At 75.1% G+C, this 13217-nt stretch carries 12 protein-coding genes; 2 read left to right on the forward strand and 10 right to left on the reverse strand.

Annotation, left to right across the window (positions count from 1 at the left end):
- A partial coding sequence (locus BLS43_RS05020) for a transposase (protein ID WP_143029960.1) occupies positions 1 to 279 on the reverse strand: 279 nt, incomplete at its 3' end.
- A gap of 253 nt (positions 280 to 532) precedes the next feature.
- Here BLS43_RS05020 and BLS43_RS05025 point away from each other — a divergent pair.
- A complete protein-coding gene (locus BLS43_RS05025; protein WP_245707306.1) occupies positions 533 to 1609 on the forward strand; it encodes a GDSL-type esterase/lipase family protein in 1077 nt (358 codons plus the stop codon).
- Positions 1610 to 1614: 5 nt separating this feature from the next.
- Here the strand turns inward: BLS43_RS05025 and BLS43_RS05030 are convergent, their stop codons facing one another.
- Complete coding sequence (locus BLS43_RS05030; RefSeq protein ID WP_093077523.1) at positions 1615 to 2742, reverse strand: M24 family metallopeptidase; 1128 nt, start codon at positions 2740 to 2742, stop codon at positions 1615 to 1617.
- Positions 2743 to 3013: 271 nt separating this feature from the next.
- On the opposite strand from BLS43_RS05030, the gene BLS43_RS05035 reads away from it, so the two are divergent.
- Positions 3014 to 3961 (forward strand): 5'-3' exonuclease, encoded by a 948-nt coding sequence (locus BLS43_RS05035; protein ID WP_093077526.1) that lies wholly within the window; start codon positions 3014 to 3016, stop codon positions 3959 to 3961.
- A gap of 12 nt (positions 3962 to 3973) precedes the next feature.
- On the opposite strand, the gene BLS43_RS05040 is transcribed toward BLS43_RS05035, so the two are convergent.
- The 8 genes from BLS43_RS05040 to BLS43_RS05075 form a co-directional block, all read right to left on the reverse strand.
- Entirely contained in the window at positions 3974 to 5200 is a 1227-nt protein-coding gene (locus BLS43_RS05040) for a GNAT family N-acetyltransferase (protein WP_093077529.1), read from the reverse strand.
- A 119-nt stretch (positions 5201 to 5319) separates the two neighbouring features.
- Complete coding sequence (locus BLS43_RS31615; protein ID WP_093077532.1) at positions 5320 to 6447, reverse strand: DUF4333 domain-containing protein; 1128 nt, start codon at positions 6445 to 6447, stop codon at positions 5320 to 5322.
- Positions 6448 to 6933: 486 nt separating this feature from the next.
- Entirely contained in the window at positions 6934 to 9717 is a 2784-nt protein-coding gene (locus tag BLS43_RS05050) for a DEAD/DEAH box helicase (RefSeq protein ID WP_093077534.1), read from the reverse strand.
- Positions 9718 to 9760: 43 nt separating this feature from the next.
- The gene (gene tatC / locus BLS43_RS05055; protein WP_093078449.1) at positions 9761 to 10660 is read right to left on the reverse strand and encodes a twin-arginine translocase subunit TatC; all 900 of its coding nucleotides are present in this window, start codon (positions 10658 to 10660) and stop codon (positions 9761 to 9763) included.
- Between the two features lie 54 nt (positions 10661 to 10714).
- On the reverse strand, positions 10715 to 10969 hold the full coding sequence (gene tatA / locus BLS43_RS05060) for a Sec-independent protein translocase subunit TatA (RefSeq protein WP_093077536.1): 255 nt from the start codon (positions 10967 to 10969) through the stop codon (positions 10715 to 10717).
- A 37-nt stretch (positions 10970 to 11006) separates the two neighbouring features.
- Entirely contained in the window at positions 11007 to 11201 is a 195-nt protein-coding gene (locus BLS43_RS05065) for a hypothetical protein (RefSeq protein ID WP_093077538.1), read from the reverse strand.
- Positions 11201 to 12157, reverse strand: a complete 957-nt coding sequence (locus BLS43_RS05070) for a helix-turn-helix transcriptional regulator (RefSeq protein WP_093078452.1) — start codon at positions 12155 to 12157, stop codon at positions 11201 to 11203. The genes BLS43_RS05065 and BLS43_RS05070 overlap by 1 nt, the downstream gene beginning before the upstream one ends.
- A complete protein-coding gene (locus BLS43_RS05075) occupies positions 12154 to 13116 on the reverse strand; it encodes a helix-turn-helix transcriptional regulator (RefSeq protein ID WP_093077541.1) in 963 nt (320 codons plus the stop codon). Before BLS43_RS05075 ends, BLS43_RS05070 begins: the two co-directional genes overlap by 4 nt.
- Between the last annotated feature and the right edge of the window lie 101 nt (positions 13117 to 13217).

Here is a 13217-nt window from a genome sequence, read left to right on the forward strand (position 1 = left end):
GCACGCCGCCTTCCACCGCAGATCGAACGTGAGTGCCTCGACCGCCTCACGGTCCGAAAGACCGTGCAGGGTCTGCAACACCAGCACCGAGGCCACCACCTCGACCGGCACCGACGGCCGACCCCGACCCGCGGCGAACAGGTCGGCGAACAACTCGTCCGCAAACAACTCCCGGCGGTGCGCGGCCAGGAACGCGAACATCCCACCCGAAGGGAGCAGATGCCCAGCCACGGACTCGACATCGAGCAACTCACGCTGCGGATCAGACCGTCCCTGCACCCCGACAGCCTCCCAGCCGGGCGAGATCAACACCCGATCCCACGCCAGCGGATTTTCAGCAATCTCCTAGCAGGCGCCCCCGACGATTCCGCCGCCCCGGTCTCGTTCATCCCCAGGTCGGCTCCACACGGTGGCAGTCAGTAGGCCGTCCGGCGCAGCGCAAGCGCCTCCGTCTCGGTGAGCAGGCCGCTCTGTCCCCAGCCTGCGATTCCGCGGCTGTCGACCGCGGGTCCGCCTGCCTAACGTCCGCCGCGTGACCCCCTCGCTCCCCCGCCTCGTGCGGATCCCGCTCCTGTTCGTCGGCGCCGCCGCGCTCACCGTCGTCGCGGTCGGTGTGGTGCTCGCCGCCCCACCCCTCACGGGGCGCGCGCAGGCCGCCGTACCACCGGACGATCCACGACCACCCGTCGTGGTCGCCCTCGGCGACAGCGCCGCGTCCGGCGAGGGCGCCGGTGACTACGAACCCGGGACCCGCGGCGAGGGCGGCAACCACTGTCATCGCTCCCCCGCCGCCTACGTGCACCGGACCACGCTGGCCGGCCGCGGGGTGAACCTCGCCTGCTCCGGTGCGGACACCGCGCAGGTGGGAACCGGTGGCGGCGTCCGGTACACGGAACGCTCGCAGACCGCCCGATTGACCGACGTCGCCCGGCGGGACCGGGTGGTGGCGGTGACGGTCCAGGTCGGGGCGAACGACGAACCGGACCTGTCCGGCACCGCGGTCGCCTGCATCCGGGCGTTCCTGCACCCGCTCGAGCCGGGGTGCCGCACCTCGGTGGGGCCCACGTGGGCGGCGCGGCTGGCGGCGGTGGGCCCGCGGATCGAGGGGGTGGTGCGAGACGTCCGGGCGGCGATGGCGGCGGCCGGCTACGTGGACACGGACTACGCGCTCGTGCTGCTCTCCTACGCCGCACCGGGCAGCGAGGCGATGCCCGCCTGGCACGGCGTGCAGGGCTGCCCCTACTCGCGCCCGGATGCGCGGTGGGCGCGCACCGAGGCCTTCCCGGCGCTCGCCGCCGCGATCGGCACCGCGGCCGCGCACACCGGAGCCCGCTTCCTCGACCTCACCCGGGTCGCCGAGGGCCGCGAGGCGTGCACCGGCGCGGTGCGGGACGAGTGGCAGCGCAGGCTGTCCGTCGACCCGGCGGCACTGGTCGCGGGCACGCTCGGTGCGGCGGGCATGCGGCTGTTCCAGGAGTCCTTCCACCCGACCGCGGCGGCCCACACCGCCATCGCGGGTTGCCTGTCGGAGTTCGTGCCGGCGGGCGGGTCCCGGGCGGCCTGCGTGCCCGCCCGGGACGGTCGGGTCCACCCGGAGGTGGAGGCGTGAGCCGGTTACAGCACCACGAGATCGCGGGGCCCGTTGTTCAGGCGGTCCACCCCGGACTCGGTCACCACGACGATGTCCTCGATCCGGGCACCCCAGGCGCCGTCGGTGTAGATGCCCGGCTCCACCGAGAACGCCATCCCCGGCTCGAGGGTGAGCGCGTTGCCGCCGACGATGTAGGGCTCCTCGTGCACGTCCAGGCCGATGCCGTGCCCGGTGCGGTGCACGAAGCGCGACCCGTGGCCCGCCTCGGTGATCGGCTCGCGCGCCGCGTCGTCGACGCTCTGCGCCGACACACCCGGGCGCACCGACTGCACCGAGCGCTCCTGCGCCTCCTGCAGCACCGCGTAGGTCGCGGCGATCTCCGCGCTCGGCTCACCGCCGACCGCGTAGGTCCGCGTGCAGTCGGAGTGATAGCCGCTGGGCAGCGGCCCACCGATGTCGATGACCACGATGTCCCCGGGCTCGATCACCCGGTCGGACACGTCGTGGTGCGGGCTGGCGCCGTTCGGCCCCGAGCCCACGATCACGAACGCGGCCTCGGTGTGGCCCTCGGCCACGATCGCGGCCGCGATGTCCGCCCCGACCTGCGCCTCGGTGCGCCCCGGCTTGAGCAGCTCGGCCATCCGGGCGTGCACCCGGTCGATGGCCGCGCCCGCCGCGCGCAGCTCGGCGATCTCGGCCGCGTCCTTGCGCATGCGCAGCTCCCGGACCACCGGCCCGGCGAGGGACTGCGGCACGTCCGGGAACGCGTCCCGCAGGCCGAACACGTGGTGGGCGGGCATGCCGTCCGCCACGGCCATCCGGGTCGGGCCGCCCGCGAGGTCGCTGACCAGCAGGTAGGGGTCCTCGCCGTCGGTCCAGGTGAGGATCTCGATCCCCAGCGCCTCCAGCGTGGCGGTGTCGAAGCCGGGCGCCTCCAGGCGCGGGACCACGAGCGCCGGCGGGGCGCGATGCCCCGCCGCCGGCAGGACGAGGCAGGTCAGCCGCTCGTGGGACTCCCCGGAGTGGTCGACCAGGTAGCGCAGGTCGGTGCCCGGTGTGATCAGCAGGACGTCCTGGCCCTGCTCGGCGGCCACCTCACCGGCCCGGCGCAGCCGGTCGGCGAGCAGCTCGGTGGGGACGGCGTGGCTCATGCGTGCAGCCTAGTGCGGTGGCCACGAGCGATCACCGGTCCTCGCGGGCCCGGGCGACCCCTCGCGGCGTCACCCCCGCACCCCGCTACAGGCGGCGCGGGGGCGTCCTGCGAGGAACCAGCCGGATCCCGCGATCACCCGGCGAACGTTCGTGGTCGCCGGACGCCAGGCCGTGGCCGCACACCCTCCCGGCCGGCCGGGCCTGGCATGCTCATCCCCCGTGACGGCTCCCGAGACGGCCCAGTCCCCGAAAGCGCTGCCCGGATCGCTCATGCTGCTCGACGCGGCCAGCATGTACTTCCGCGCCTACTACGGGGTGCCGGAGTCGATCACCGCGCCGGACGGGACACCGGTCAACGCGGTGCGCGGGTTCACCGACATGATCTCGCGGCTCGTCGCCGAGCACCGCCCCGCGCGGCTCGTGGCCTGCCTGGACCTCGACTGGCGGCCGGCGTTCCGGGTGGAGGCGCTGCCCTCCTACAAGGCACACCGCATCGAGGGCGCGAGCGGAGCGGGTCCCGCGACGGCCCCGGCCGGCGTTCCGGAGGAGGTGCCGGACACCCTGGCCCCGCAGGTCCCGATCATCCTCGAGGTGCTCGCGGCGGCGGGCATCGCGACCGGCGGCGCCGAGGGCTGCGAGGCGGACGACGTGATCGGCACGCTCGCCCACCGGGAGGGCACGGACCCGGTGCTCGGGGTGTCCGGGGACCGGGACCTCATGCAGATCGTGCGCGAGGAACCCGTCCCGGTGCGGCTGCTGTACGTGGGCCGCGGCCTGGCGAAGGCCGAGCTGCTCGGGCCCGCGGAGGTCGCCGAGAAGTACGGCGTCCCCCGCGACCGCGCGGGCGAGGCGTACGCGGAGATGGCCATGCTGCGCGGGGACCCCTCGGACGGTCTGCCGGGCGTGCCCGGGGTCGGCGCCAAGACGGCGGCGACCCTGGTGGGCCGGTTCGGGTCGTGGGCCGAGCTGCTCGCGGCTGTCCAGGACCCCTCGGACACCCGGATGGTCGCCTCGGCGCGCCAGAAACTGGCCAAGGCGTCGGACTACCTGTCCGTGGTGGAGCCGGTCGTCCGCGTGCGCCAGGACGCGACCGTGGACCTCTCGCGGCCCGACATCCTGCCGTCTGCACCCGCCGACCCGGGGGCACTGGACGCGCTCGCCGAGCGCTGGGGGTTGGGCGGGTCGGTGGAGCGGCTCGTCAAGGCGCTGGCGGGGTAGGCCCCGGGGGGCTCAGAAGAACGTGCCGCACCACGGGACGGTCGAGGCGGCGAACAACGCGTCGGCCCGGGCCACGGCAGTGGGGTCGTGCGCGGTCCACCAGCCCGCGGCCGCGAGCTCGGACGGGGTCCGGTCGCCGAGGTAGGCCATGGCGAGCCCCGCGACGTCGCATTCCAGCTCCGCGGAGCCGTCCGGGTCCACCACCCCCTTCTCCCCCACGACGTGGACCGTGTCGTTGGCGGACAGCAGGCGGTCGTGGACGCGGATGCGCACCGGTTCGGCGTCGCCCCAGGAGCGGGCCGTCAGGGCGGCCGCCACGTCGACCAGGCGCAGCCAGGTCTCGTCGCCGACGCCGGTCACCGCACACGAACGGGGGTCCTCGAGCAGCAGCTCGACCGACTCGGTGAGCGGCCGCAGGTGCGCGGCGACGCTCTCGGCGAGATCGACCCCGAGCAGGAAGCGCCAGAGCCCGGTGAGTGCGGCCGGGTTCGCGGCCTGCAGGTCTCCGACGCGGAGCACGTTCGCCCCGAACGCGTCCCCCTTGTTCTCGACGCTCCACACGACGTGGCCGTCGTCGCCGTCGGGGCCACGGTGGACGGCGTACCCGCTCGCCGTGGTCGTCGATGCGGAGCGGTGGAGCATCAGCTCCCACCAGCCTGCGGCGCGCGTCATCGCGCCCGGTCCGGCGGAGGCGGCGTGGATGCGTTCGTACAGGGCGGGCAGATCGGCCCGCGCCTCCTCGGCGGTGATCATCCGGACGGCACCGGACCGGGGCGCCCCCGCACGGAGCGGGGCGTGCGACCGCACCTCCACGTCGCGTCCCCGGGTGGCCACGCCGTAACCGAAACGCCCGTAGATCCGGGCCTCGCTGGCGCGCAGGGACGCGACGACCTCTCCGCGGCGGGCGACGTCCTCGAGCTGCGCGCGCATCAGGGCGCTGAGGATCCCGCGGCGGGTGTGGTCGGCGCGCACGCCGACCCGGGTCACCGCCGCCATCGGTACCGACGCGCCGCCGGGCACCGTCAGCCGGGTCGGGAAGCTCATCGCGGTCCCGGCGAGGACGGGCGTCCCGTCTGCGGCCGCGTCGCCGTCCACGCCGAGGGTGCGGCCGTCGACGTACAGGGCGGACGAGCGCGCCCAGCGTTCGTCGTCGGCGGGCGCCGCGTGCAGGGCCTGCCCGAAGAGGGTGTGGGCGGTGCGGTACTCGTCGGGCCGGAGGATGCGGACGTGCGGGCTCACGGAGCGATCCTCGCCCGGCGACCGCACCCTGTCATCCCGATTCCGTCCTGCCCGCCGTGCCTGCCCGCCGTGGCCGGCCGTCGTGCCCGGCCGTCCGTGTCAGTCGCCGTGCCCGGCCGTCAGACCCGGCCGACCTGGTAGGTGCCCTGGTCGTCGAGCACGGTGACGGGCACGGTCACGTTCTCGCCGTCGACGGTCGCGGCACAGGTGAAGCTCGACCCGGCGGTGACCCGCTGGCCCTCGGGGCAGGTCAGCGCGGTGACCTCGAGGCCGTAGTCCTGGGTGAGGACCTGCGTGACCCCGGTCTGGAGGGCCTCCCGGTCGAACTCCTCGGTCACGAAGAAGCCGGGCCGCCAGAACCCGAGGACGAGGACCGCCGCCACGACCAGCACCCCGACGATCGCGCCGAGGAGCAGCGGGAGCCTGCGCCCGGCGCGCCGACCGCCGTCCTCCGAGGAGCGGCTGCGACCGCGCGGAGCGGCCGCGCTCAGCGCCGCGGTGGCTGCGGCGGCGGACTCGGGTGAACCGTCACGCGGGTCCCCACCGCCCGGCCGCTGCGGGTCCCACCCGCCGGCCGGGCTCGCACCCCCCGGCTGCCCCGGCTGCCCCGGCTGCTGCGCCCGGCCGTCGGGCACAGCGCCCTGCGACCCGGTCTGCGGGTCCCAGCCGCCAGGTCCGGCATTCTGACCGCCGCCCTGGCCGGTCTCCGGGCTCCAGCCGCCGGGTGCAGCACCGTGTCCGCCGCCCCGGCCGGTCTCCGGGCTCCAGCCGCCGGGTGCAGCGCCTCGCCCGCCGCCCTGCCCGGTCTCCTGGCTCCAGCCGGCAGGGGTGGCCCCGGCGCGGCCCGTCTCGGGGTTCCAGCCGACCTGGCCGCCCGCGCCGTTCCCGCCGGCGTCGCCGGTCCACGCGCTCGGGGCGATCTCCTGGTCCCACCCGCTCGCGGAGCCCCGCCGGTCCCAGTCCGACGCCCCGCCCGCGGCCCAGCCGGCGGCGCCGTCGTCCGCCCACGCGGGGGCGGACGCACCGGTCCCGCCGGCACCCGGGGCCGAGCCCGAGGGCGGGGTGTCCCAGCCGTACCGGGACGACTCCGCGCCTGCCGGGTCCGCCTGCGGCTCCACCGCCGGGGTGCCGAAGGCGGGCGTCGGCGGGTCCGCGGTGGGATCGGAGGGGCCCACGGCCCCCCAGCCGCCCGCGGGCGGGCGGCCCCAGTCCCTGTCGCCGCCGTGCGGGTCCTGTGGGGTGCTCATCGGAGCCTTCCTGTCGCGTGCGGAGCCGGCGCCGCCTGCGGCGGCATCGGCCGTCGATCCAAGCACACCACCGCCCGCCGCGGGGGCCGGTCGTCCGCGAGCGAGCCCCGGCTCACGTCGCCGTGGACCCGCCGCACCCGTCCGCTCACCCTCGGTCACCGAGCCCGCTGCGGGCGCCGACTCGGGGCACCGCCGCCCGACAGACGGAAGACTCCCGCGCAGCGCCGCCGGACAGATCGCACAACCCCGCACCGCCACCACCGGACAGACCGCAGCCTCGGGCACCGCCACAGAGACAGACCGCCCGGCCACGCACTGCCGCCGACCGCCCGACCGACCGCCGCGGACCGCCACCCGACAGACCGAAGACTCCCGCGCAGCGCCGCCGGACAGACCGCACAGCCGCGCACCCGCCGCCAGCCCGGGCGCAGGCGCCGACCGGGCCGGCGGACACTCGGGCAGCCCTCCGACCGCGAGAGCGCCCGCTCAGCCCACCCCCGCCGCCACGACCCCGCGGCGGACCGCGCCGGCGGCCTGGGCCGCGGTGCGGCCGACCGGGGTGCCCCGGCCCACGGAGGCGATCTGTTCGAGCAGGTCGAGGACCATGCGGGCCCAGCGGACGAAGTCGCCCGCGGAGAGCTCCTGACCGTTGCGGTCCGCGGCCTCGAGCACCTGCGCGAGGCTCTCCCCGCGCGCCCAGCGGTGGATCGGCCAGGCGAACCCGAGGTCGGGCTCGCGGGTCCGGTCGATCTTGTGCCGGCGCTCGTCCTCGGCGAGGCCGGACCAGAGCCGGACGGTCTCGCCGAGCACCTCGGTCACCGCGCCCGCCGGGACCCGCGGCACCGGCGCGTTGTCGCGGCGCGACTCGTAGACCAGTGCGGAGGCCACGGCGGCAAGCTCCTCGGGGGTCAGCGCGTCCCAGAGACCGTGGCGCAGGCATTCCGCGGCCAACAGGTCCGACTCGCCCCACAGCCGCGACAGGCGCTTGCCGTGCTCGGTGACCTCCGCGCCGTCCGACCCCGCCAGGTACCCGCGTTCGCCGAGCAGCGCCCGGATCCGGTCGAAGCCGCGGGCCAGCGAGTGCGTGGTCGCCCGCACCTTCTCGCGGAGCTGGGCGGTGTCGCGCTCGAGCCGCGCGTACCGCTCGCCCCAGCGGGCGTGGGCCTCGCGGTCGTCGCAGCCGTGGCAGGGGTGGTTGCGCAGGGCGCGGCGCAGGGCGAGGAGCTCGGCGTCGTCCCCCGCTCCCCCGCGGTCCCGCTTGCGGGGCGGCGCCGGCGCGACGATCCCGGTGTTCCGCAGCGACGAGGCGAGATCGCGCCGCACCCGCGGCGTGCGGTGGTCGACCCGCTTCGGCAGGCGCATGCGGCCCAGCACCTTCACCGCGGCCGGGAAGTCCGCCGCGGACAGCCGACCCGCCCACCGCTCCTCGGTGAGGACCAGGGGCCGCGGGTCGTCCGCGTGCCCCGGGGGCTCCAGGACGACGGCGAGCCCCGCACGCTTGCCCCCGGGCACGGCGATCACGTCCCCGGGCCGCAGCTCCAGCAGCGACTCCGTGACCTCCTGCCGCCGCTCCGCCGAGCCCAGCCTGCGCAGCGACCGCTCCCGGTCCGAGACCTGCCGGCGCAGCCGGGCGTACTCGGAGAAGTCCCCGAGGTGGCACTGCATCGCCTCGGCGTACCCGGCCAGCGCCTCGGTGTTCTTCTCGATCCGCCGGGCCAGCCCGACGACCGACCGGTCCGCCTGGAACTGCCCGAAGGACTGTTCGAGCAGCTCTCGGCCCCGCTCGATGCCGAGCCGCTCGACCAGGTTGATCGTCATGTTGTAGTCGGCGCGGAAGGAGCTGCGCAGCGGGTACGTCCGGGTCGACGCCAGCCCGGCGACGTGCTCGGGGTCCACCCCGGGCGCCCAGACGACGACGGCGTGCCCCTCGACGTCGATCCCCCGCCGCCCGGCGCGCCCGGTCAGCTGCGTGTACTCGCCCGGGGTGAGGTCGACGTGCGCCTCGCCGTTGTACTTGACCAGCTTCTCCAGCACGACCGTGCGGGCGGGCATGTTGATCCCGAGCGCGAGCGTCTCGGTCGCGAAGACGCACCGGACCAGCCCGCGGACGAACAGCTCCTCGACGGTCTCCTTGAACGCGGGGAGCATGCCGGCGTGGTGCGCCGCGATCCCGCGCTCCAGGGCCTCGCGCCACTCCCAGTACCGCAGCACGCCCAGGTCGGCCTGGGGCAGGTCGCCGGTGTGCTTCTCGACGATCCGGCGGATCTCGCCGACGTCCGCCTCGCTGGTCAGCCGCAGGCCCGCCCGCACGCACTGCCCGACGGCGGCGTCGCACCCCGCGCGGGAGAAGACGAAGGTGATCGCGGGCAGCAGCCCGGCCCGGTCCAGCCGGTCGATCACGGTGACCCGGGACGGCGGGCGCATGCCGCCCCGCCCGCGCGGGGCGCCGCGACCGCGGCCGCGCCCCGAGGTCCACGACGCCATCTGGTCCTGCCGGGACAGCTCCCGCGTCTGGCGCAGCAGCTCGGGATCGACCTTCAGCTCACCGGCCTTCTCGGCGAACAGGTCGAACAACCGGGTGCCGACGAACATGTGCTGCCACAGCGGCACCGGGCGCACCTCGTCCACCACGACCGAGGTGTCCCCGCGGACCGCGACGAGCCAGTCGCCGAACTCCTCGGCGTTCGACACCGTGGCCGACAGGCTGACCAGGGAGACGTGCTCGGGGAGCTGGAGGATGACCTCCTCCCACACCGCGCCGCGGAAGCGGTCCGCGAGGTAGTGGACCTCGTCCATCACCACGTAGCCGAGGTGTTCGAGGGCGCTGGACCCCGCGTAGATCATGTTGCGGAGCACCTCGGTGGTCATCACGACCACCTGCGCGTCTCCGTTCACCGACGAGTCCCCGGTGAGCAGCCCGACCGCGGACGCCCCGTACCGCTCGACGAGATCGGCGTACTTCTGGTTCGACAGCGCCTTGATGGGCGTGGTGTAGAAGCACTTCAGGCCCTGGGCGAGCGCGAGGTGCACGGCGAACTCGCCGACCACCGTCTTGCCCGCCCCGGTGGGGGCGCAGACGAGCACGCCGTGCCCGTCCTCCAAGGCCTCGCAGGCCTCGCGCTGGAATCCGTCGAGCCCGAACGGGAGCGCGCCCGCGAAGTCCGCGAGCTGCGGGCGGACGGCTCGGGCCCGGGCCGCCGCGTAGGCGTCGGCCGGGGCCTGTGTGCTGCGGAGACGGAGCTCGCGGAGTCGACCGTCGGTACTGGCCACCGACCCAGGCTGTCACACCACCCCGACACTTCGCCGGGAGTGGCTACGTGACGTCGTCCATGTCGCGGGTGGTGACGGGCGCAGGCGGCGGGAGGGGGCTCGGTGCGTCGTCGATCCTGCTCGGCGTGGTGTCGATGGGGCTCGGGGCGTCCGGGTCCCAGTCGTCCCAGCCCTCGGCGGCGCGCTTCTTCGCCGCCCGCCCGTCGTGCACCCGGGCGATCTGGATGGCCAGCTCGAACAGCAGCGTCAACGCCCCGGCCAGCGCCGTCATCGAGATCGGGTCCTGGCCGGGGGTGGCCACGGCGGCGAACACGAACAGCCCGAAGATGATCCCGCGCCGCGACTTGCGCAGCCGCTCGTAGGACAGGATGCCGACCTGGTTGAGCATCACGACCAGTAGCGGGATCTCGAAGCTCACCCCGAAGATCAGCAGCAGCGCGATGACGAAGCTGAAGTAGCTCTCGCCGGTCAGCGCCGTGGTCTGGACCTCGGAGCCGATGGTGAGCAGGAACCCGAGGCCCTCGGCCACCACGAAGTAGGCCAGCACCGCGCCCGCGACGAACAGGATCGCCGCGGTGGCCACGAAGATCCGCGCGAACTTGCGCTCCTTCGCGTACAGCCCGGGCACGATGAACGCCCACAGCTGGTAGAACCAGATCGGGCAGGCCAGGATCACGCCCGCCACCGCGCCGACCTTGAGCCGCAGCATGAACTGGTCGAAGGGCCCGGTGCCGAGCAGCGTGCAGGAGCCGTCCGCGGTGAACACCGCCCGCGAGGACGCGGGCAGCGAGCAGTACGGCTCCTTGAGCAGCCCGCCGAGGCTGGGTCCGCCGAAGAAGCCGACCTCGAACCAGATGTAGCCGATGATCGTGGTGAGGGCGATCGCGATCAGCGAGACGCCCAGGCGGTTGCGCAGCTCGTAGAGGTGCTCGACGAGCGTCATCGTGCCGTCGGGGTTCTTCTTCCGACGACCGGGGAGCTTCACCACGACCCGAGGCTACTGACGCGGCTCGGGCTGCTCGACCTTCGCGGTCGGCGTCTCCTGGGCCTGGACGGGCGGCAGCGGCGCGGGCGGGGCCTGCGCGGCGGGCTTCTCCTCCTCGCCGTCCTTCTTCATGCCCTTCATCTCGCCCTTGAAGATCCGGGCGGACTGGCCGACGGAGCGGGCCATGTCGGGCAGCTTCTTGGCACCGAACAGCAGGAGCACCACGACCACGAGGATCACGATCTCCCACCCACCGAGACTCGGCATGGGGGGTCCTTCCGTCGAGAGCGATTCGCCGCCGATACTACGCGGCCCGACGGCGCGCCTTCAGCGCCGTCGCCTGCTGTGACAACGGCCGCAGGGCCGCGGAGGTGCGGGTGCGTCCCCGTTCGAGGGTGTGGGTCAGCCGCCGGACGTGGGAGAAGACGACGACGGCCAGGCCGAGCAGCAGCACGACCGCCAGCGCGGCCAGCAGGATCGGCACCCAGTAGAAACCCATCAGTCCTCCATCTTTAACGCCAGCGCCGCCCGCGCCCGCTCCGCCACGGCCGCCGCGAGCTCGGGCGGCTCGACCACCCGCGCCGCCCCGCCGAGCCCCAGCACGAGGCGGACCAGCCACGCCGGGTCGGCGTAGCGGAGCAGGACCCGCGCCCCGCCGGAGTCGTCCGGGTGCTCGACGACCTCGTCCACCGGGTAGTACTCCGCGATCCACCGCGCCTCGCGGGTGACCTCCAGGACCGCCGAGCGGTGCTCCTCGCTCGGCGCGAACAGCCCGGCCGAGACGTCGGTGGGCTCGGCGTCCGACGGCGGCACCGACGGCTCGTCGAGCTCGGTGACCTCCTCGACGCGGTCCAACCGGAACAGCCGCACGCCCTCCCGCTCGCGACACCAGGCCTCGAGGTAGCCGTGCCCCTCGACGAGCAGCAGCCGCATCGGGTCGACGGTGCGCCGGGACACCGCGTCCCGCCCCGCGGTGTAGTACAGGATCTGCAGCGCCCGGCCGTGGTCGAGCGCGCCGCGCACCGCCTTGGCGGTGGCCTCCTCCTCGCGGCTGAGGTCGACCGCCACGGTCGCGACGCCGGCGTCCCCCACCGCCTGCTCGATCTTGGCGGTGGCCCGCTGCACCGCCGCGGTGTCGACGACGCCCGGCTGTTCCCCCAGCGTGCGCAGGGCCACGAGCAGGGCGGTCGCCTCCGCGGTGGTCAGCCGCAGCGGGCGGCGCATCCCCGCGTCCTCGGTGACGGTCACGGTGTCCCCGGAGAAGGACAGGTCGACCAGGTCGCCGGGGCCGTAGCCGGGCAGGCCGCACATCCAGAGCAGCTCGAGGTCGCGGCGCAGCTGCCGCGGGGTGATCCCGAAGTCCGCCGCCGCCTCCTCGACGAGCACGCCGGGTCGGGCCAGCAGGTACGGGACCAGCGACAGCAGCCGCGGCAGCCGGTCGGTCACCGCGCTCACGAGTGCGCCGCCAGCGCGCCCGCCCACAGCCCGCGCACGTGCTCGACCAGCGACGGGGGCGAGAGCACCACGACGTCCGGCCCCGCCCCGGCCAGCCACCGCGCGACGGTGCGCTCGCTGCGCAGCTCGATCTCCAGCACGTCTCCGCCGGCGCGGGACTCGACGACCGTGCCCAGCCTGCGCAGCCCGTGGGCCTGCCCCGCGGGCACCCAGGCCCGGGCGGTGCCGGTGACCGGGCCGTAGTCGAAGTTCCGCCGGACCGACGCCATCAGGTCCGTGCCCGGCGGGACGGTGACCCCGCCGGGGCGGCCCACCGTGGCGATCGGCTCGAGGATGCGGGAGAGCCGGAAGGAGCGGACGTCCGCGCGGTCGCGGTCGTGGCCCACGAGGTACCAGCGGCCGCGCCAGGACACCACACCCCACGGCTCGACGGTGCGGCGGACGACCTCGCCGGTCGGGCCGCCGCGCCGATGGTCGAACGAGACGGCCTGCCCGGCCTGCACCGCGGCCAGCAGCGGCCCGAACACCGGCTCGGTGGCGCGGACCCGCGGCTGCACCGACCCCCGGGTCTCGTCCACCTCCACGCCGGCGGCCCGGAGCTTGCGCAGCGCGCCGTGGGCGGCACCGGAGAGCTCCGGGGAGTCCCACAGCGAGCCCGCGAGGGCGACGGCGGCGGCCTCCTCGGTGTCCAGGTCGATCTCGCCGAGCTCGTAGTCGCCGCGCGCGATCCGGTAGCCCTCCACGGTGTCGAAGGCCGACTGCCTGCCGGTCTCCAGCGGCACGCCCAGCTCGCGCAGCTCGGTCTTGTCCCGCTCGAACATCCGGAAGAAGGCCTCGTCCGACGGCGCGTCCGCATAGCCGGGCACGATCCCGCGGATCCGTTCGGCGGGCAGGTACTGGCGCGTCGACAGCAGGCACAGCACCAGGTTGACCAGGCGCTCGGCGCGGGCGGCGGACACGGGGGCAGCATACGACCAACCGTTCGAATCCCGCGGGCGCCCCGCGGAACGCGTGTCTCAGGCTGCGACACCCCGCGGCCTTGACCCGAGATCACCACGGG

Source organism: Pseudonocardia oroxyli (assembly GCF_900102195.1).
Classification (GTDB): Bacteria; Actinomycetota; Actinomycetes; order Mycobacteriales; family Pseudonocardiaceae; genus Pseudonocardia; species Pseudonocardia oroxyli.